At 51.0% G+C, this 18793-nt stretch carries 17 protein-coding genes; 5 read left to right on the top strand and 12 right to left on the bottom strand.

From position 1 onward, the window contains the following. Positions 1-35: 35 nt before the first annotated feature. Positions 36-449, bottom strand: coding sequence for a peptide-methionine (R)-S-oxide reductase MsrB (msrB, locus tag INF86_RS16565; protein ID WP_193543732.1), 414 nt, complete (start codon positions 447-449; stop codon positions 36-38). A gap of 341 nt (positions 450-790) precedes the next feature. Here msrB and gapA point away from each other — a divergent pair, with 341 nt between their 5' ends. Both gapA and INF86_RS16555 read left to right on the top strand, forming a co-directional pair. Beyond that, positions 791-1786, top strand: coding sequence for a glyceraldehyde-3-phosphate dehydrogenase (gapA, locus tag INF86_RS16560; protein ID WP_006809136.1), 996 nt, complete (start codon positions 791-793; stop codon positions 1784-1786). A 74-nt stretch (positions 1787-1860) separates the two neighbouring features. Next, on the top strand, positions 1861-2745 hold the full coding sequence (locus INF86_RS16555; RefSeq protein ID WP_022647789.1) for a D-hexose-6-phosphate mutarotase: 885 nt from the start codon (positions 1861-1863) through the stop codon (positions 2743-2745). A 66-nt stretch (positions 2746-2811) separates the two neighbouring features. Here the strand turns inward: INF86_RS16555 and INF86_RS16550 are convergent, their stop codons facing one another. Then, entirely contained in the window at positions 2812-3558 is a 747-nt protein-coding gene (locus tag INF86_RS16550) for a MipA/OmpV family protein (RefSeq protein ID WP_032676322.1), read from the bottom strand. A gap of 432 nt (positions 3559-3990) precedes the next feature. Here INF86_RS16550 and yeaG point away from each other — a divergent pair, with 432 nt between their 5' ends. Both yeaG and INF86_RS16540 read left to right on the top strand, forming a co-directional pair. After that, positions 3991-5925: a protein kinase YeaG gene (yeaG, locus tag INF86_RS16545; protein WP_006809140.1), complete on the top strand. Its 1935-nt coding sequence runs from the start codon at positions 3991-3993 to the stop codon at positions 5923-5925. Positions 5926-6014: 89 nt separating this feature from the next. Beyond that, entirely contained in the window at positions 6015-7298 is a 1284-nt protein-coding gene (locus INF86_RS16540) for a YeaH/YhbH family protein (protein WP_023305941.1), read from the top strand. Between the two features lie 259 nt (positions 7299-7557). On the opposite strand, the gene INF86_RS16535 is transcribed toward INF86_RS16540, so the two are convergent. The 8 genes from INF86_RS16535 to INF86_RS16500 form a co-directional block, all read right to left on the bottom strand. Beyond that, on the bottom strand, positions 7558-7878 hold the full coding sequence (locus tag INF86_RS16535) for a hypothetical protein (RefSeq protein WP_022650865.1): 321 nt from the start codon (positions 7876-7878) through the stop codon (positions 7558-7560). Further along, positions 7878-8117: a hypothetical protein gene (locus INF86_RS22525; RefSeq protein WP_022650864.1), complete on the bottom strand. Its 240-nt coding sequence runs from the start codon at positions 8115-8117 to the stop codon at positions 7878-7880. The genes INF86_RS16535 and INF86_RS22525 overlap by 1 nt, the downstream gene beginning before the upstream one ends. An 82-nt stretch (positions 8118-8199) precedes the next feature. Next, positions 8200-9447, bottom strand: a complete 1248-nt coding sequence (locus INF86_RS16525) for a hypothetical protein (RefSeq protein ID WP_063418875.1) — start codon at positions 9445-9447, stop codon at positions 8200-8202. Positions 9448-9511: 64 nt separating this feature from the next. Continuing rightward, entirely contained in the window at positions 9512-10480 is a 969-nt protein-coding gene (locus INF86_RS16520; RefSeq protein WP_032104563.1) for a DUF6453 family protein, read from the bottom strand. Positions 10481-10483: 3 nt separating this feature from the next. Continuing rightward, positions 10484-13282: a DUF1983 domain-containing protein gene (locus INF86_RS16515; RefSeq protein ID WP_032104564.1), complete on the bottom strand. Its 2799-nt coding sequence runs from the start codon at positions 13280-13282 to the stop codon at positions 10484-10486. Continuing rightward, complete coding sequence (locus tag INF86_RS16510) at positions 13282-13680, bottom strand: hypothetical protein (RefSeq protein WP_193543731.1); 399 nt, start codon at positions 13678-13680, stop codon at positions 13282-13284. The genes INF86_RS16515 and INF86_RS16510 overlap by 1 nt, the downstream gene beginning before the upstream one ends. 6 nt (positions 13681-13686) lie before the next feature. Next, positions 13687-14271: a hypothetical protein gene (locus INF86_RS16505; RefSeq protein WP_193543730.1), complete on the bottom strand. Its 585-nt coding sequence runs from the start codon at positions 14269-14271 to the stop codon at positions 13687-13689. After that, on the bottom strand, positions 14271-14864 hold the full coding sequence (locus INF86_RS16500; RefSeq protein WP_193543729.1) for a hypothetical protein: 594 nt from the start codon (positions 14862-14864) through the stop codon (positions 14271-14273). Before INF86_RS16500 ends, INF86_RS16505 begins: the two co-directional genes overlap by 1 nt. Positions 14865-15001: 137 nt before the next feature. Here INF86_RS16500 and INF86_RS16495 point away from each other — a divergent pair, with 137 nt between their 5' ends. Next, a complete protein-coding gene (locus INF86_RS16495; RefSeq protein ID WP_023296818.1) occupies positions 15002-15808 on the top strand; it encodes a DUF6602 domain-containing protein in 807 nt (268 codons plus the stop codon). Between the two features lie 10 nt (positions 15809-15818). Here the strand turns inward: INF86_RS16495 and INF86_RS16490 are convergent, their stop codons facing one another. Both INF86_RS16490 and INF86_RS16485 read right to left on the bottom strand, forming a co-directional pair. After that, the gene (locus INF86_RS16490; RefSeq protein ID WP_193543728.1) at positions 15819-16115 is read right to left on the bottom strand and encodes a hypothetical protein; all 297 of its coding nucleotides are present in this window, start codon (positions 16113-16115) and stop codon (positions 15819-15821) included. 42 nt (positions 16116-16157) lie between these two features. Beyond that, complete coding sequence (locus tag INF86_RS16485) at positions 16158-18650, bottom strand: phage tail tape measure protein (protein WP_193543727.1); 2493 nt, start codon at positions 18648-18650, stop codon at positions 16158-16160. Positions 18651-18793: the final 143 nt, after the last annotated feature.

The raw sequence follows: 18793 nt of genomic DNA, 5'->3' as shown, positions 1-18793 counted from the left end.
TCCCTTTCAAAGGAATAATTTGCTGAATCGTTTTTTCAACCCTTGGTCTGGTCGCCGTTTTCGTCATCGGTAAAGCTCATCGAAGCCGAATTTACGCAGAAACGCTCCCCCGTCGGCTGCGGGCCATCCGGGAAGACATGCCCGAGATGGGCGTCGCAGTTCCCACAACGAATTTCGGTGCGCACCATGCCGTGCGAGTAGTCCGTCAGATAGCGGATCGCATCATCGCTGACAGGCTCGTAAAAGCTTGGCCAGCCGCAGCCAGAATCGTACTTAGTCTGGGAGTTAAACAGCGGTGCATCACACACCAGGCAGTAGTAGACGCCTTCCCGTTTATTGTGCAGCAAACGCCCGGTAAACGGCGGTTCCGTGCCGTGATTTTGCGTTACGTAAAACTGCATCTCTGTAAGGTTTTTTTTCAAATCGTCGGGGTTATGTTGGTTCGACATATGCTTACATCTCGCTGTTGAAACAGACATCTTTTAACCCAGATTCTAACAAAACATTAACACCCGCGCGTGCACTTTTGATCTAAACTTATGTGTCGCGAAAAGGCGGTCAGGCAATTGTGATCAATTTCACATTTTAATCCTGCGAGGCCTTTAAAATTCCGGGCGCAGCCCCCATGTGGTTGCTAGCTCAAAGGGAAAGTGAGGCGAGTCAGTCGCACAAACGTTAGTCACAGGATTGATTTGTCGCAATGATTGACACGATTCCGCTTGACGCTGCGTAAGGTTTTTGTAATTTTACAGGCAACCTTTTATTCACTAACAAATAGCTGGTGGAATATATGACTATCAAAGTAGGTATCAACGGTTTTGGCCGTATCGGCCGTATTGTTTTCCGTGCTGCTCAGAAACGTTCTGACATCGAAATCGTTGGTATCAACGATCTCCTGGACGCTGAATACATGGCGTACATGCTGAAGTACGACTCAACTCACGGTCGTTTCGACGGCACCGTTGAAGTGAAAGACGGCCACCTGGTTGTAAACGGCAAAACCATCCGCGTTACTGCTGAGAAAGACCCAGCTAACCTTAAATGGAACGAAATCGGTGTTGACGTTGTAGCTGAAGCTACCGGTATCTTCCTGACCGACGAAACTGCACGTAAACACATCACTGCGGGTGCGAAGAAGGTTGTTCTGACTGGTCCTTCCAAAGACAACACCCCAATGTTCGTTCGCGGTGCAAACTTCGAAACTTACGCTGGCCAGGACATCGTTTCCAACGCATCCTGCACCACCAACTGCCTGGCACCGCTGGCTAAAGTTATCAACGACAACTTCGGCATCATCGAAGGTCTGATGACTACCGTTCACGCTACCACCGCTACTCAGAAAACCGTTGATGGCCCGTCTCACAAAGACTGGCGCGGCGGCCGTGGCGCGGCTCAGAACATCATCCCATCTTCTACCGGTGCTGCTAAAGCAGTAGGTAAAGTACTGCCAGAACTGAATGGCAAACTGACTGGTATGGCGTTCCGCGTTCCAACTCCTAACGTATCCGTTGTTGACCTGACCGTTCGTCTGGAAAAAGCTGCTTCTTACGAAGAAATTAAGAAAGCAATCAAAGCTGCTTCCGAAGGCCCAATGAAAGGCGTTCTGGGTTACACCGAAGACGACGTTGTATCTACCGATTTCAACGGCGAAGTGTGCACTTCCGTGTTCGATGCTAAAGCAGGTATCGCACTGAACGACAACTTCGTGAAACTGGTTTCCTGGTACGACAACGAAACTGGCTACTCTAACAAAGTACTGGACCTGATCGCTCACATCTCCAAATAAGTTGAGATGAGTGCTTGATCCTAAAAGGCGACTTCGGTCGCCTTTTTTATTGTTTTTAGACAGAGGATTGCTTAATGATTAATAAAATTTTTGCACTTCCGGTAGTCGAACAACTTACCCCTGTGCTCTCCCGCCGTCAGATTGACGGCGCCGATATCATCGTCGTCGATCATCCGCGCGTTAAAGCCTCCGTAGCGCTCAATGGCGCCCACCTGCTCTCCTGGAAACCAGAAGGCGAAGAAGAAGGCCTGTGGCTGAGCGAGGCCACCTCGTTCAAAAAAGGGGCGGCGATCCGTGGCGGCGTACCGATCTGCTGGCCATGGTTTGGTCCGTCAGCGCAGCAGGGATTGCCGTCTCACGGTTTCGCCCGTAACCAGCAGTGGACGCTGAAAGCCCACAACGAAGATGATAACGGCGCGGTGTTGACCTTTGAACTTCAGGCAAATGATGAAACGCGCGCCCTGTGGCCACATGAATTCACCCTCTATGCCCGCTTCAAGCTGGGTAAAACCTGCGAGATTGAACTGGAAGCGCACGGCGAATTCGAAACAACGTCCGCCCTGCACACCTATTTCAACGTAGGCGACATTCAGGCCGTTAAGGTGAGCGGACTTGGCGATACCTTTATCGACAAAGTGGACAACGCGAAAGAAGGCAGGCTGGACGACGGCGTTCAGAGCTTCCCGGACCGTACCGACCGCGTGTATCTGCACCCGGAAGCCTGTAGCGTCATCCACGACAGCGCGTTGAACCGCGGCATTGACGTGGTTCACCACCACCATAGCAACGTGGTGGGCTGGAACCCGGGCCCTGCCCTTTCCGTCAGCATGGCAGATATCCCTGATGACGGTTACAAGACCTTCGTGTGTGTGGAAACCGCGTGCGTGACCGCCCCGCAGAAAACCAGCGAAGAAAAACCGTCCCGCTTAGGCCAAACGATCAAGATTGTGAAGCGCTAATATTTATCAGGCACCATAAAAAACAAACGGGGCGCAAGCGCCCCGTTTTAATACATCACGTTCTGGTCAGAACTTGTAGGTCACACCCACGGAGAAGATGCCGGACCAGGACTTGTCGACCATCGGACTGTCCTTCACTTCGTCGCTCAGACGGGTATAACGGCCAGTACCGTACACGTTCCAGTCACCGAGGAAGTTATACGAGGCGGTGAGTTCCAGGTACGGATCCCAGCCATCATCAGCGCTGTAGCTCTTCAGACCACTGCGGCGAGACTCAGCCTTAGACACGCCATAGTAGTAGTCATTGTAATTCTCGCTGCTGTACTGCACACCGATACCCGGCGTCAGGGTCACCGCGCCGTTGGTATAGCGATAAAGCCACGCCAGATCCCAGATGAAGCCATTGCTGTTGTCCAGGGTATCGCCCGCCAGCGCCGTGCGCAGGAAGCCATACTCGGTATTATGGACGTAAGAAAGCCCGGCCATCAGTGAGCTTCTGCGCTTGTCCAGCTGACGAAGCGCATTGCTGTCGCTGTCGCCTGGTTTAAAGTACGTTGGGTCGTAATAGGCCATGATGGAGAGCTTATCGGCCGTATCGTTCCACAGATAGTAGCCGCCGCCCAATCCACGGAACCAGAAGTTATCGCCTTCATAGGTGACAACGGGGACAGGATAAACGTCGCGGTCATACTGCTTGTACGGGCTGTTGATCACGCCAGCACCCGCGCCAACAGTCCACTGGCTCTCAGCCTGTACGGTGCTCGCTGCGGTAGCGGCAAGGATGCCCAATGCCAGAAGTTTGAGTTTGGTCACAATCCATTCTTTCCTGTAGTCAAATAATCAGCGGGTGAAGTGTAACCGCCATTCCCGTACATCCCAAAATTTTTTGCGCGCGAATCCATTTGATTAACCCGTTATTTTTCATTTTTCAGATGACATCCCGCTTTCATTTATGTGACCGATAAATGAAAAACCCCCTTTTCGCTTATAACCGCAGTGGAAATTTTTGGATGAGTTATTGATATGTCATTGAAAGTAGATTTTATCCGTATGCAAGTTTTGCAATTGCCATCTACGCTTTAATTTAAGAAGAGGTTTTGCTGAACACCCTGCGGTTCATAGCCTTCGACCTGGCACACAGGTTGCTGCTCTGGCAGTGAGGTGCGAAAGATTCTCTTCCGGGAGCCTCCACTACTCATACGAACGGCTCTTATCCTGTGCTAAAAAACGAAAGGACGGCATGCCATGAATATATTCGATCACTATCGCCAGCGCTACGAAGCTGCCAAGGACGAAGAGTTCACACTGCAGGAGTTTCTTACCATTTGTCGGCAAGATCGCAGTGCCTATGCCAATGCGGCAGAACGGCTATTGATGGCTATCGGTGAGCCAAACATGGTTGATACTGCCCTGGAGCCACGGCTTTCCCGTCTTTTTTCGAATCGGGTAGTCGCCCGATACCCGGCGTTTGAAGAGTTCTATGGTATGGAAGATGCCATTGAGCAGATTGTCTCCTACCTGAAGCATGCCGCTCAGGGGCTGGAAGAGAAGAAACAGATCCTTTACCTGCTGGGTCCCGTCGGCGGGGGTAAATCCTCCCTGGCTGAACGGCTGAAAGCGCTGATGCAGCGCGTGCCGATCTATGTGCTGAGCGCCAACGGCGAGCGCAGCCCAGTCAATGACCATCCGCTGTGCCTGTTTAATCCGCAAGAGGATGCGCAAATTCTGGAAAAAGAGTTTGGCATTCCGCATCGCTATCTCGGTACGATCATGTCGCCGTGGGCGGCAAAACGCCTGCACGAGTTTGGTGGGGACATCACCAAATTCCGCGTCGTGAAAGTGTGGCCGTCTATCCTCGAGCAGATCGCCATTGCTAAAACTGAACCCGGTGACGAGAACAACCAGGACATCTCGGCGCTGGTGGGTAAAGTCGATATCCGTAAGCTGGAACATCACGCGCAAAACGACCCGGATGCCTACGGCTATTCCGGTGCGCTGTGCCGCGCCAACCAGGGGATTATGGAATTCGTCGAGATGTTTAAAGCACCGATCAAAGTGCTGCATCCGCTGCTGACCGCCACCCAGGAGGGGAACTACAACGGGACGGAAGGTATTTCCGCCCTGCCGTTTAACGGGATTATCCTCGCCCACTCGAACGAATCTGAATGGGTGACCTTCCGTAACAACAAAAACAATGAGGCGTTCCTTGACCGCGTGTACATCGTCAAAGTGCCTTATTGCCTGCGGATCTCCGAGGAGATCAAGATTTACGAAAAACTGCTCAACCACAGTGAGCTGGTCCATGCCCCCTGCGCACCGGGAACGCTGGAAACGCTGTCGCGCTTCTCGATTCTGTCGCGCCTGAAAGAGCCGGAAAACTCCAGCATTTACTCCAAAATGCGCGTGTATGACGGCGAAAGCCTGAAGGATACCGACCCGAAAGCTAAATCGTACCAGGAATACCGCGATTACGCCGGGGTCGACGAAGGGATGAACGGTTTGTCGACGCGTTTCGCGTTTAAGATCCTCTCCCGCGTCTTTAACTTCGACCACGCGGAGGTGGCCGCCAACCCGGTTCATCTGTTCTACGTGCTGGAACAGCAAATTGAACGTGAACAGTTCCCACAGGAGCAGGCTGAACGCTACCTGGAGTTCCTGAAAGGCTACCTGATCCCGAAATACGCCGAGTTTATCGGCAAAGAGATCCAGACCGCCTACCTGGAATCCTATTCCGAATACGGCCAGAACATTTTCGATCGGTACGTCACCTACGCTGACTTCTGGATCCAGGATCAGGAGTACCGCGACCCGGATACCGGCCAGCTGTTTGACCGTGAATCCCTGAACGCAGAGCTGGAAAAAATTGAGAAACCGGCCGGGATCAGCAACCCGAAAGACTTCCGAAACGAGATTGTGAACTTCGTGCTGCGCGCCAGAGCGCATAACAACGGCCGCAATCCAAACTGGACCAGCTACGAAAAACTGCGCACGGTTATAGAGAAGAAAATGTTCTCTAACACGGAAGAGCTGTTGCCGGTTATCTCGTTCAACGCCAAAACCTCAACCGACGAGCAGAAAAAGCACGACGATTTTGTCGACCGTATGATGGAAAAAGGCTATACGCGCAAACAGGTCCGCCTGCTTTGTGAATGGTATCTGCGCGTGCGTAAATCGTCTTAAAACAAGTGCCCGGTAACGCGCTTACCGGGCCAACAAAATGTCCGGCACTTACGGACGCTGCAAGTTGGCAAATGCAGTACGGGGGATATATGACCTGGTTTATTGACCGGCGTCTTAACGGCAAAAACAAGAGCACGGTGAATCGCCAGCGCTTCTTGCGCCGTTATAAAGCGCAAATTAAACAGTCGATCTCCGAGGCCATCAACAAACGCTCGGTGACCGACGTCGACAGCGGCGAATCCGTCTCCATCCCCAACGATGACATCAGCGAACCGATGTTTCATCAGGGGCGTGGCGGCCTTCGCCATCGCGTGCACCCAGGTAATGACCACTTCGTCCAGAATGACAGAATCGAGCGGCCACAAGGCGGAGGCGGCGGTTCTGGCAGCGGTCAGGGACAGGCCAGCCAGGACGGTGAAGGCCAGGATGAGTTCGTCTTTCAGATTTCAAAAGACGAATATCTCGACCTGCTGTTTGAGGATCTGGCCCTGCCGAATCTGAGAAAGAATCAGCACCGTCAGCTCAACGAATACAAAACCCATCGCGCGGGTTATACCGCAAACGGGGTGCCCGCCAACATCAGCGTGGTGCGTTCACTGCAAAACTCGCTGGCGCGACGCACGGCGATGACGGCAGGCAAACGGCGCGAACTGCGCGAGCTGGAAACCAACCTGAAAGTGGTGGAAAACACCGAACCGGCGCAACTACTGGAAGAGGAGCGCCTGCGAAAAGAGATCGCCGAACTGCGGGCGAAGATCGACCGGGTACCGTTTATCGACACGTTCGACCTGCGCTATAAGAACTACGAAAAACGTCCGGAGCCTTCCAGCCAGGCGGTGATGTTCTGCCTGATGGACGTGTCAGGTTCAATGGATCAGGCCACCAAGGATATGGCTAAGCGTTTTTATATTCTGCTCTATCTGTTCCTGAGCAGAACGTATAAGAACGTGGAGGTGGTCTACATCCGCCATCACACTCAGGCGAAAGAGGTGGATGAGCATGAGTTTTTCTACTCGCAGGAGACCGGTGGCACCATCGTGTCGAGCGCCCTGAAGCTGATGGATGAGGTGGTGAAGGAGCGCTACGACCCGGCGCAGTGGAACATCTACGCCGCCCAGGCATCGGATGGCGATAACTGGGCGGATGACTCGCCCCTGTGTCATGAAATTCTGGCGAAGAAGATCCTGCCGGTGGTGCGCTACTACAGTTACATTGAAATTACCCGTCGCGCCCACCAGACGCTGTGGCGCGAGTATGAGCATCTGCAAGCGATGTTTGATAACTTTGCGATGCAGCATATTCGTGACCAGGATGACATCTATCCGGTCTTCCGGGAACTGTTCCAGAAGCAGAGTTCGACAACCTCCAATTAAATGTTATTAATCAGCCAGTTAACTCTGTTTTTCTGGCTGATTTTATTGCATTTTCATCCTCATTTTTCTCCATGTTTTTCATTCACTTAAATTTTATTTTGGGGAATGCGATTTTGAAGAAGTGATTATGCAAAACTTCCTTTGAGCTTTAGGATGCCATCATGGGATGGAGGTTAAAATTCTCTCGTTCCGACCAAACCACACAAAAAACCAGCCGCTTATGGCTGGTTATTCGTCAGTGAAGCATGGGGAACTTTATCTATATTGCAGGGCAATCATCATCTAATGCACGATTGATGAAGAACGTCACTCTGCCCAACACTTCCACCTCTTCCAGAGCGGTTCCCTCTATTGCCTCGCCATCATCCGTGATCAATGACTTACCCATCAGTTTTGCAAACTGCGTGTGGCCGTCGCACAAAATTAACAATACATCTCCTGGCCTTTTTTTCGTGGCTGGCTCAATGACTGCAAACCCAACATCTGTTTCAAGCACCCTGCTTTCTGCCCCTATGTTGCACAGAACGGATGGAGAAAGTTGGCGTTCGACGTAATCGGTCGCAGGTGATGCAAATCCCATCAGAGGACCCTCCCCATGTTTCTCAGGATCCAGTACCGGTTATCGCTACCGTCTGTCGTCTTGTCAGCGAAGCCTGGCTGATTGCGCTCTATCCATGCATTGGCGTCGGCTCGGGTGAAGTGCCAGTTAAAACCACGCAACTTTTCTATAAAGCTGTCTGTTCTCAGGTAGCGGTAGCCCTTTGGGTTAAGCTCTATGGCCGCAATAAAGGCGGCCTGAATATCTGAAATTCGGGGCATAATCTGCACTCCCTTTATTACTGTGTTTATATACAGTAGTTTCAAATGAGATGCAGATCAATTTGGGTTCGCCTATTAATTTTTAAGGCTGAATGTCCTCAGGCTGCTCTGTCAGTTCAAGAGAAGCTTCGGAAGCTCTTGTTTTCCAGATGCTATCCTCTGGCATATCGAGGCGAACGTCGATCCAGCTGTTGGCAGGAACATCTATAGGAGCCCCTTTCGTTTTAACAATTTCGCCTTCTTCGTTGAGTATGTATTTCCGCTTAAAAAGCCGAATCGTCAGCCCACCGCCTTCTGTCTGCTCAGCTTCAACTACACCCAGTTCCCCCATGCCGCCAGGGTCCATTGGTGGCAATAACTGCCAGCCCTCAGAGGCCAGTCCCGCTGAACCAGTCAGGACATAAACACCAACATCCAGTCTTGAAATCTTGATCCCTTCAGCTTCTTCATTGGCAGTGCCACCTCCACACCAGCTGAAACCGTCAGAATCAATGTCCTCACGCTGGCAGTCCTCACGGGATTTTACAATACGGGCGACAGGGGACGCCGCCTTCAAAGTACCATCGCTTGATTTTGTCGTATTACCAGTCGTGTAAGCTTCGTGATAGGCCCATGCGATCCCGCTGTAATATGAAAACCAGGTACGACGTAGAGAGTATGCCTGATGTATTCTGGTTGGCCTGTTGCCCCGATTGAGAATGATGGAAGTTAGTCCCGTATTCGATGTCAGGCCCAACTGAGTCAGACCATCATTTTGATGTGAGGTAAATCCGGTAGGCGTTAACCCGTCCATATTATCGAGGGTTGGACCGTCCGCCTGAATAGCACCAAGGTTAAATGCGCCTACCAACATCACGTTTCCAGAGTTTGTTCCGGCATCTTTTGCAGCTGCGCTACCAAGGCTTGCTTTATCAGCTTTTTCATTTAATGCAGCCGTAAAACTGTTCCATGACGGACCGGTGAATGAAGAACCATCCGGGAGCGTAACGGTTATATTTCCCGATGCACTGAATAACCGCTGCCAGTTCTGTTTGTCATAGTTCAGGCCACGCAGAGCTTCGGCGCTTTGTGCCACCAGCGCAGCAGTAACAAGGTTCATCGCAACGCGCGGCACGGCATACCATGCCGCCCCTGCCTGAGTGGGTCCGGTATAGCTGCTGACAAGCGTCAGTGAGGTATTACTGTTCACTGTTTTGATCGCCAGCGTGTAGGGAATACCGCCGATGGTCACAACAATAAAATCTCCGGCGACCAGTTCGGTGGTAAAGGCGGTGCCATTGCCGGTGACTGCTGCTGAGTTATTGGTCAGTGTCAGTGTTCCTGCGGACATAGATGCTCCTTTGAGGCAATAAAAAACCCCGCCGGAGCGAGGTTGGTATTAATACTGAAAAGGTTCAGACGTACATATCGGGGATAACGGGTAGCGAGATCGGCGTAACCCCGGCGTTCGCGAGCTGCCTGTCAGCCCAGCCGACATACAGCCCCCTCCCCGCCCTCAGTGTGCCATTCTGCATAACCAGCCCGTAATGGTAGTGATAAATGCGACCACCGCCGAAGCTGGGCACCCTGAGACCAAAGCGGCCAACCGGAACATATCCGCCACCGGGGACGGTCTGCGCTGATGTGGATGGCACAAAATTAGTGCCGAGATAAACAAATGGCCTTCTCGCCGTTGAGAACGTGCACTGGCCTGCCGCGTTATAGATATTGAATCCGGGATTCGCGGCCACGGGCGTAACGCCACCCGCAAAAATAATCACATCAACTGTGCCGATCATGGGCTGGTCTTCCGTGTTTGATCCATCATTCAGAAACAGCAGCCGGTTTCCGTCATAGTCCAGGGTGTAAGGGCTGTTCCACTTACAGCAGACCAGGTATTTACTGCGATCAAATCCTGCAATGGTCGGCGTGACCCAGCCGGACGTACCGACAGTTACCCTGGCTTTATAGATGCAGTACCCGACCCTTGACGCCGTTGTGATCGCCGTAAAGTCGGTGCTGTTCTGAACGAGAAGGCCAACGTTTGAGTTCTGGCTTACGGGCAGGATCTGCCACAGCGTGCCGGAGAACGCCACGCGCTGCGGATTGGGAAATCCGGGGTTTGAATTCCCGCTCCAGTTCTGCGTGACGTTCGCGCCGGAGATAGTGACGCTGTCCAGCTTGAATATCCCCTCGTCGCTGATTACCGTCTGGGTCGGTATGAAAATGACATTCGACCCGGCCACGTAACCCTCAACTGTCGCAGTATTCACGTTACCGATACCGCCGGATATCGCCCCGCCATATGTAGGGCAACGTAATCCGGCGGTAATTTCCATCGGTTTACCGCCATCATTGAGATCGATTAAAAGTCCTGAAGGCATAAATCACCATGAACCAACGACGATACGGCCACCGCCGGGGATGTTGACGGTAATACCGTTATTGTTGATAACGACCGTGTTATTGGTCCCGTTGAACGCAAAATTACCGCTGTCTGCATAGAGTTTGCCGTGGAATTCACAGTCGCCGTTCTTGTCGATGTTCCAGCCCCGAACTCCGGCTGCGAAGTTTGTCGAGCGGATATAACTGCCGATTTTCGCATTGGTGATACTGCCGTCCTGGATCATCGCGTCACGGATAAAGACCTGTCCGTTATAGACAAAGAAGGCGGCCTCATAGTTGCCGGGATCGCTTCCTGAGTAGATGCCGAACTGGTCAGCAGCGAATACAACCGTGGATTTGTAAGAACCACCAGAAGGCTCAATGGACATACCAAAGCCGGTGTTGTACTTCACGCCGTTACGGATAATGCCAAGGTTCAGGGTATATGAAGCCTTGCCTGTACCGTTGCTCGTCACCTCGGCGTTCATTTTCTGGTTAACCGCCGTCGTCAGGTCTCCAACCTCTGCCTGAACATAAGTATCAAGGGAAGCGATAGCTTTCGTGTTATCACTGATGGCCGTTTGCTGCTCGAGGATTTGCGAGTTAACACTTTCGAACTGAGACTTAACACTGGTGGTGAGCTGGGCTAACGCCTTGTCTACCGTGGCGATCGTTGTCCTGACCGTCATGATTTCGGCATTTACTTCCCCCAGTTGCTGGAACTGGCGTTCCACCGTGCCGTTATTCGCCAGCGCGTTTTGCAGAATGCCTTCAAGGTTGGTATCAACTCCCTTCTCCACGTTTTTCATGGCGTCAGAATTCCTGACAGACTCGTCAATGACGTCAATCAGGCCCGACGTATCGGTCTGGCACAGCGCGGCCACTTCAACAAACGCAGATGTACCAAACGCGTTGATCGTGCGGACATACCAGTAATAGGTGTGCCCGTTCTTCAGGTTATGGCTGCTCCAGGTGGTGCCAATCCCGGCACGCGTTGCCCTGCCTTCAACCGTTGACGTGCTGGTATTCGGTAGCCTGGTTTCGCCGGACGTCCAGAAATCAAACTGCGTTGATACGTTCGTCACTGCTGCCAGGCGCGGGTATAGCGTGATGGCAAAATAGCTTTGCTCAATATCTACCCTTGACGGCGCTGGCGGTGCCTGAATGCTGAATTCAAGATATGCCTCCGGCGACTCTGCCCCCATCTGGTTTACCGCAGTGACGTGGGCCGTGTAGGTAGACTGAACAAGCCCTGTCAGGCGGGTAAAGGAACCCGGAACCTGAACAGAGAGCACCGTCTGACCCGCCTTGCGGATCACAACCTTGTTGTAAACAAACTGCCCGATGTTCTGCCAGGACAGCACGCCCTGAACCACCTGCCCAATCTCCTCGACGGTGTATTTCAGGTTCTGCGGCTGCGCCACCCCACCAGATGGCAGCTGCGTGAACGGCGGCCGCTCAATTGGCTTGCCTATTGCATCACCCCAGACATCAGCAGTCTCCTGTTTCAGGGTGATCTGCACCCCGTTCTGCACACCGAACCGCCAGTCGGTCACGCGCATTTCGACATTAATGATTCCGAGCGACGGGAAATTCACCTTCACGTACATGCCGGGACGGTAGCGATAGCCGCTCAGGTTCAGTGTGAGATTCATCGTGCGTGAAATGCGGGTGCGCTTCAGTTTGATGTCTGCCAGGCGCTGAGCCTGAAACTCACTGGTGACAAAGCGAAGTTTCAGATCCTGCGAAATCTCAACGCCATCTTCAGCAACCCATTCGCTGACAGACACCGCCGGGAAATCAGCCTCAGCGTAGGTCTGCTTAGGATCGATAAAGGTACCGTTAATGGTGTTGACGCGCTCAGACTGCGATACTTCCGGCATGATTTCGATATCGCCGGCCAGCTGACTTTCGGTGATCACTTCGGTTGCAGGGCCATAATACGCACCAACCAGAATGCCGTGCTTACCCGCAATGTACGTTGGCTCGCCAGCTCCGGCAGCCAGCATCGCTTCAAGAATGCTGGCTTTGTTTTCGTTCAGGTCGAACTCACCGTTTAAGGTGTAACGTTTTTCCGTGGTTCCGTCGCCGTTCGTTACCGTCTCGTCGCAAATGTTGGCGGCTTCCTGAAACTGATCCCAGTTGATATCCGCATCCGGCACCTTCAGGTAATTGCGGTAATAGTCCAGCACGCAGAGTGCAAGGTTGTTGCTGTATTCCGTGCGGCCGGTGCGCGGGTCATAGACCTTGCGCCCCGTTTTCTCGACCTTGATGTTAGGAATGCCTGAGGGGAATTTTTCAGCGTTAAACTTCAGCGACACACGTAGCCAGGAAATGCCCTTGCCGATCATGTCCTCTTTCCAGGACGGGCAGTTCTGAAGCATAAACGGATCGGCGGTCTGGCGGTCGTTATGTACTTCGTAGGTGGCGTAATCAGGGTACGAACCAATATCGTCATCACCGAGATAGATGGTTCCCACACCGGAGAGAGGGTGTCCCGCCAGGGTGATCGCAAGGTGAAGCCATTCGCCATCAGTCTGATCGCCTTTTTCCTCTTCGGAGAAGAAAAGCGTACCTGCTGATACCGTCCTGCCATATACCACCGTTTTCGGGCTGGCAGCCGCGCGCAGAACCTGTTTCCTCTCCGCCACATCACGGTAACCGCCAATAGATGGCTTCTTCGTCAGCATCTGCGTTGCCACCTGCGCAGCAATAGTGATAGCCATGGCAATCGCATAAGCTTCGTTTGCCGCCGCAATACCCGCAGCAACCGTGGCAACAATTGGAATAGCAGCAGGCATCAGCGAACCCTCCAGGTGCTCAGTGGCTTAATCCTCAGACAAACCAGCCCATTCTCCCCCGGCACCCACACGGCGCCGCCGTAAATCACCCCGGCGCACCGGGTACCAGCATTCTCTACAACCGCGATATCGCCGCGCTGGGCCATCTTCACAGGTACCTCATCTAGGTACTTCGCCAGCACTTTCTCCAGCGATCCGCCGCCGCGCAGCAATGCTTTTTTCGCACCCGTTTCGCTGTCATACGTCCCGCGCCAGCCGTCGGCAAAATTATCCCCGGTCATCGCTTCAGCGCAGTCAGCTGCGAACAGGCAGCAGTCATGTTCGCCCCATAAAAAAGGCCGCTTTTCAGCGGCCCTTATCACGGCGATTAATCTGTTATGCCAGTCTGGATGCTTCATGCTTCCTCACGTATAGGTAAATCCTGGCGCATCTTTTTTACTGCCCCAGTAAATAGAACGTTCTGCCATCTGTGCGACGTAACGAAAAATGCGATCGCCTGGCTGGGAGGCCTGATGCGATTCGTCGGTATAGCGGTCCGGGAACGGTCGCTGCCAGTCTTCAAAAATGTTACTGACGGTGTATTGCAGGGCGTTGGTCTCCCCCGACGTCGCGCCGGTACCGGATACCCGCCCCTTAAAAATCAGGTCAGCCACCTGAACAACGCCGTTGTCGTCCATAGCCACCAGATACAGTTCCGCCGGTTTCCCGACACAGCGCTCATTAAGCGTTTTGGCAAACAGGGACATGTCCAGGCCGGAAAGCGTCATCCTGAGCTGCGTCGGGCTCGTCGTGTTGGTTTCATTGACATCATCAATGGCGCCCATCGTTCCCATGCCGTAATAGACATATCCGCCCAGCATCAGCGTGCCGGTGCCGGAATGGACGTAAGCGGTCCCGGATTCAAACTGGACATTGGCCGCCAGCACCGCGGTAACCCTGTCACGGGAGAGCCAAGTGATCATCGAATCTGAAAAAGGGGAATACAGCATTAAAACGCCTCCTCAAATTCCAGTATGTAGCTGGTAAACACGCCAGGAACGCGGTTACCCGCGCCCTGCTGGTTATCTTTCAGCTTAAAAATGCCATAGGGGTTAGCCACCTCAATTTTGCCGTTAACCGGCGGAGAGGTACGCAGCATCGGCGCAATCGGAATTATTGCGGTACCCGTTGAAGTACTGGTCACATCAGCAGTGACCATCTTCAGCTCGTCGTTGACGGTAAGATAATCTCCGGTGCGCAGCACGAGCTTGCCGGGCGTCCAGCCTTTACTGCTGAGCTGGGTCCCCGTCTGGTTCGCATCCTGAACCACCGGATTCCCGGCGGGCGTTCTCCCCTCGCGTCCCCAGTCGCGAATTTTCACCCTGCCGTATTCACCATCGAGATCGGCCACCAGCGCATCAATACGCCGGGATTTATCGTCGGTAAGGTTGTTAAACGTCAGGGAGCAGATCCAGCGGGTGCCGGGGAAACGAACGGTCTGTGAGGCACCGTTAAAGGGAGAGCGAAATGTTTTGGTGTTACTTTCCGGTCGCCACGTCAGCGACGCCGGACAAACATCTTCAGGCCATTCAAGCGCAGCCATAGATTCTCCTGCATTATTTTTGGCGTAGCAGCGCTACTGATCATTTGTCAGGATGTTATTGATTTACATACCTGGTTATGTTGGATGCTCAGCTCGTCTATGGTGGGGCATTGGCGAATAAGCAAAGAGAGGAAAAAATGTTACGTGCACACTTCAATAATATGGAAAAATTACTCACTGTTCAGGGAGCTTCAGTAGCCATTACTGGTCATTCTTTACACAAAGGAACACCAAGAGAGGAGTTTATTTCCAAATTTCTTAAAGATCACCTGCCGAGCAATATATCCATTGGTACTGGTGAAATAATAGACCATCAATCCAAACCCGGTGATCAACGGAATCAATACGATATTGTCCTGTACCGCAATGAATATCCCAAAATCAGTTTCAGTGATACTATATCAGCTTTTTTAATTGAATCTGTCGTTGCGACAATAGAGATAAAATCAACTCTAACATATGAAGAGTTGAAAAAATCCATAAACTCGGCCCACAATGCAAAAACTCTAAACCCAAGCTTTGAGGAGCTATTTTCAGCTTCAAATTTAAGTAGGGGAATAAGAAATTTTCTGGTTGCATATAACGGCCCACAGCAGATGCAAACTGTACAAAGCTGGGTAGATAAAGCACATCAAGAGCTTGGAATATCTGTACCTTCTTTACCGAACAATCAAACAAGGTTTAACATTGCAAGCCCATCACTTGACGCACTGTTCATTCTTGAAAAAGGCTTCATTCATTATGACAATTTTATCGCAGGACTAAACACCAACCAGTTCAGATTTGGGGAAACCACTATCAATTGGATTTATACAGATTCGTCTGAAGGAAATCTTTTGTATTTATTTCATATGCTTCAGCATTTAATAAAGTCTGTTCAAGGGAGATTTCTCAATGCCACCCCATACTTATCAGAGCAAAAATATAAAGTTTACGTAAGATAAGCCAAGAAAATTAGCAGCCATGCTTAATCGCTTTTTGCAAAAGCATGGCACCTATTTGTATGTTATTTTTCCCAACGCCTGTCAGGCTAATACAATCACTTTCATCAAACGCAACGATATCATTTATCAAAGATGACGTATTTCCTGAGATTAGTAGATTCGCATGATTATTTTTAGATACATCCTGGAGGTAACGGATTATCTCATTATGTAGTTTTACGGAGTCTCGTTCAATTTTTTCAACGGCCATGATTAATTCACGTTGTTTGCTGAGTAGTGTTTTGTTTTGGGCTTCAAAACTCATCATAACCTCCTGCCTTTCGGCGTATAAATAAATCGATGTTAACCACTAAACGCCAAGCATCCTCCTGGCCTGCCCGTTGGTCTGGAAATCACTCAACATGTCCTGCCGCGCCTTCTTCGCGCCATCTCTGGCCCCTTTAGCGGCAGCCTCCTCCATCGCCTGCTTAAGCGCGGCATCGCCATTACCGGAAATGGCGAAATGCTGGTGAATGGTCTGTTGAATGCTATTCCCTCCCGCGCTAACGGAGGAGACAGCATCATCTACCATTCGCACGCCGAGAGAGCCGTCTGCGGTTCTGGTTAGCGGCATGATCGCCTCTGGCCCAGCTTCACCCATCAAGCCAGCACCTTTAGCGAAGGCGAACATCGTAGGGCTGTTCACAATTCCATTGCGGAATTTGCTCAGATCAGGGGAATCATAAACCCCACCTTTTGCGTTCAGGATTAAACCAGAAGCGGCTGAATCGTAGGCACCAGATGGCGTACTGCCACCAGAAGACGCGCCTCCAAACATCCCGCCAAGCGAACCGAGAAGCCCACTACCACCGGCAGACTTGAGGCTATTCACCAGAATGGCTCTAAGCAGAACCTTTTGGAGCTCGCTCAGCACGCTGTTGGCCCAGTCCGCCCAGTCCGCTTTATTCCCGTTGAGTGCATTCGCCATGTTGTCAACCAACCCATCCAGGGTGTTGCCCACAAGACCCGATACCTGACTGTAATAATCGCTGGAAGTGTCAATCCAGTTTGCCAGCCCATCCTGTGCACCAGCGAGCCAGTCGCCCTGGATTTTGTCCAGTTCCTCATAATGGGAACGATATTTTTCAAGCCGTACCGCAAGTGCCTTATCGAGTTCCTGGTTATAGCGGTCATACTCGGTAGAGGTCTTAATGTCTCCACTCTGGAATCTGCGTTGCAGGTCTTCGCGCTTCTCGTTAAATTCACGCTCAATATCGAGTTGCTCACGCATTCGTTCGCGTGCTTTATCCCCTAACCCGGCGCCGATAACATCCGCATCGAGGGAGCTTGCAGCGTTAGCATTTTCGCGCTGAAGGTTCGCAACATATTCGGCTAGCCTGATATTTTCCTCATTGGCCTTTTTAACTGAATTGAGGCGATCAACCTCAGTAGCGAGCTGCTCCAGGCGAGTCTTCTGAGTTTCATTAAGTCCAGCCAGTTTGCCGTCCGCAATATCAAACTGAAGCTTTTGTTGTTCTGTGACTTCTGCGCTTTTCTTTCCGGTGGTATCGATCAGAGCAATTTGACGAAGATAACTTGTCTCCATAGATTTAAACGAAGACTCAAGCTTTTTAAGATTTGAATCAGGCTTCGTTTTGCCGTTTGTTTCGTCTTTATCAAGCGCATAGCCAGTCCCTACTGTTGCAAGTTGGACAGGGAGTGTGGATTTTGGTTGCTTTTCGCTTTTCAGTTTTTCACGTATTGATAATAGTTTTGTTAGCTCGTCATTGAGAGCTTTCACACTATCATCTCCACCAGTAAACCACGCAAAAAATGACTTATCTTGACTATAGATATCATTCCTATTTTCAAGCATCTTCTGAAGATATGTTATCCGTTCCTCTACATCTCCAGAGTCGTTGATATCTATTTTACCGCTCAGCGCTGCAAACCTATTCCCGGTCAATGATGCTATTTCGCCAAGCTTAGCTGCTATGGTAACTAACCATCCAGCCAATTGTGCAGCCTCACTAACCAAATCAACAAGACCGGAAATAACTTTAGGGTCAGTCAGTACATCTCTAACCTTATTAAACGATGTTGTTAACTCAGTTAAGTCTACTTTTGCTAGACCTGAAGCAATCTCCATCTTGAGGCCTTTTACCTGCGCCTCTATATCCTCGAAGATATTATTAACCTTGATTAAATCATCTATAGATGACGGGTCAGGAGCGACTCCATAGTCTTTAGCCAACGCAATGAATTGTCGCAACTTATCATTATTATTATCAAAGAGAGGAAGAAGTTTTGATAGATCGTTACCTAAACTCTCTAGAATTGTCGTTTTTTCGGCGTTTGTGTTGATTTTACTGAGTGCTTCACCAATCGCCATCAATTGCTGATCTGGCGTGGATTTGGATAATTTTTCAGCGGACAGACCTAAAGCATTTAATGCATCAACAGCTTCGCCTGATTGGTTGAGAACTGCATCGCCAATCTTATCGCCAATATCTTTGAAGATATCAGCCATTTGATCCCCAGAAACGCCCGCTTTCTCAGCTGCAAATTGCCATGCCAAAAGATTTTGGGTCGAAATGTTAAGGGACTTTGCCCAGCGGTCTGTTTCAGCGATTTGCTTGGAAGTGCTTTTAAGTAACTGGAATCCAGCAGCCCCCACACCCAATGCAGCAGATGCAGCAGCAGCACCTGTAGCTGCCAGTGCGAGGCTTGTTTTCTTCGCATCGTCCTGAACCTGTTTACTCCATTGAGCGGATGCTCTTTCAGCCTTATCCATCCCTGATACAAAACCGCCTGTCTTTGCGATCAGGTCAAGAGTGAGTGTTCCGAGGGATTTTCCAGCCATACTAGCACCTGTACTTGTTATGAATTATGATTAACTAACAAAATTATATTCATTCGGTAGAAACGTTAAAATTTGACTAAGGGAGCATGAAAATGAAATCAAATATTTATTTAATACTTAGGTCTCTTATACAAGGTTTATAT

The organism is Enterobacter cloacae complex sp. I1M (assembly GCF_014982425.1).
Classification (GTDB): Bacteria; Pseudomonadota; Gammaproteobacteria; order Enterobacterales; family Enterobacteriaceae; genus Enterobacter; species Enterobacter intestinihominis.
This window is presented reverse-complemented; position numbering and strand designations above follow the sequence as displayed.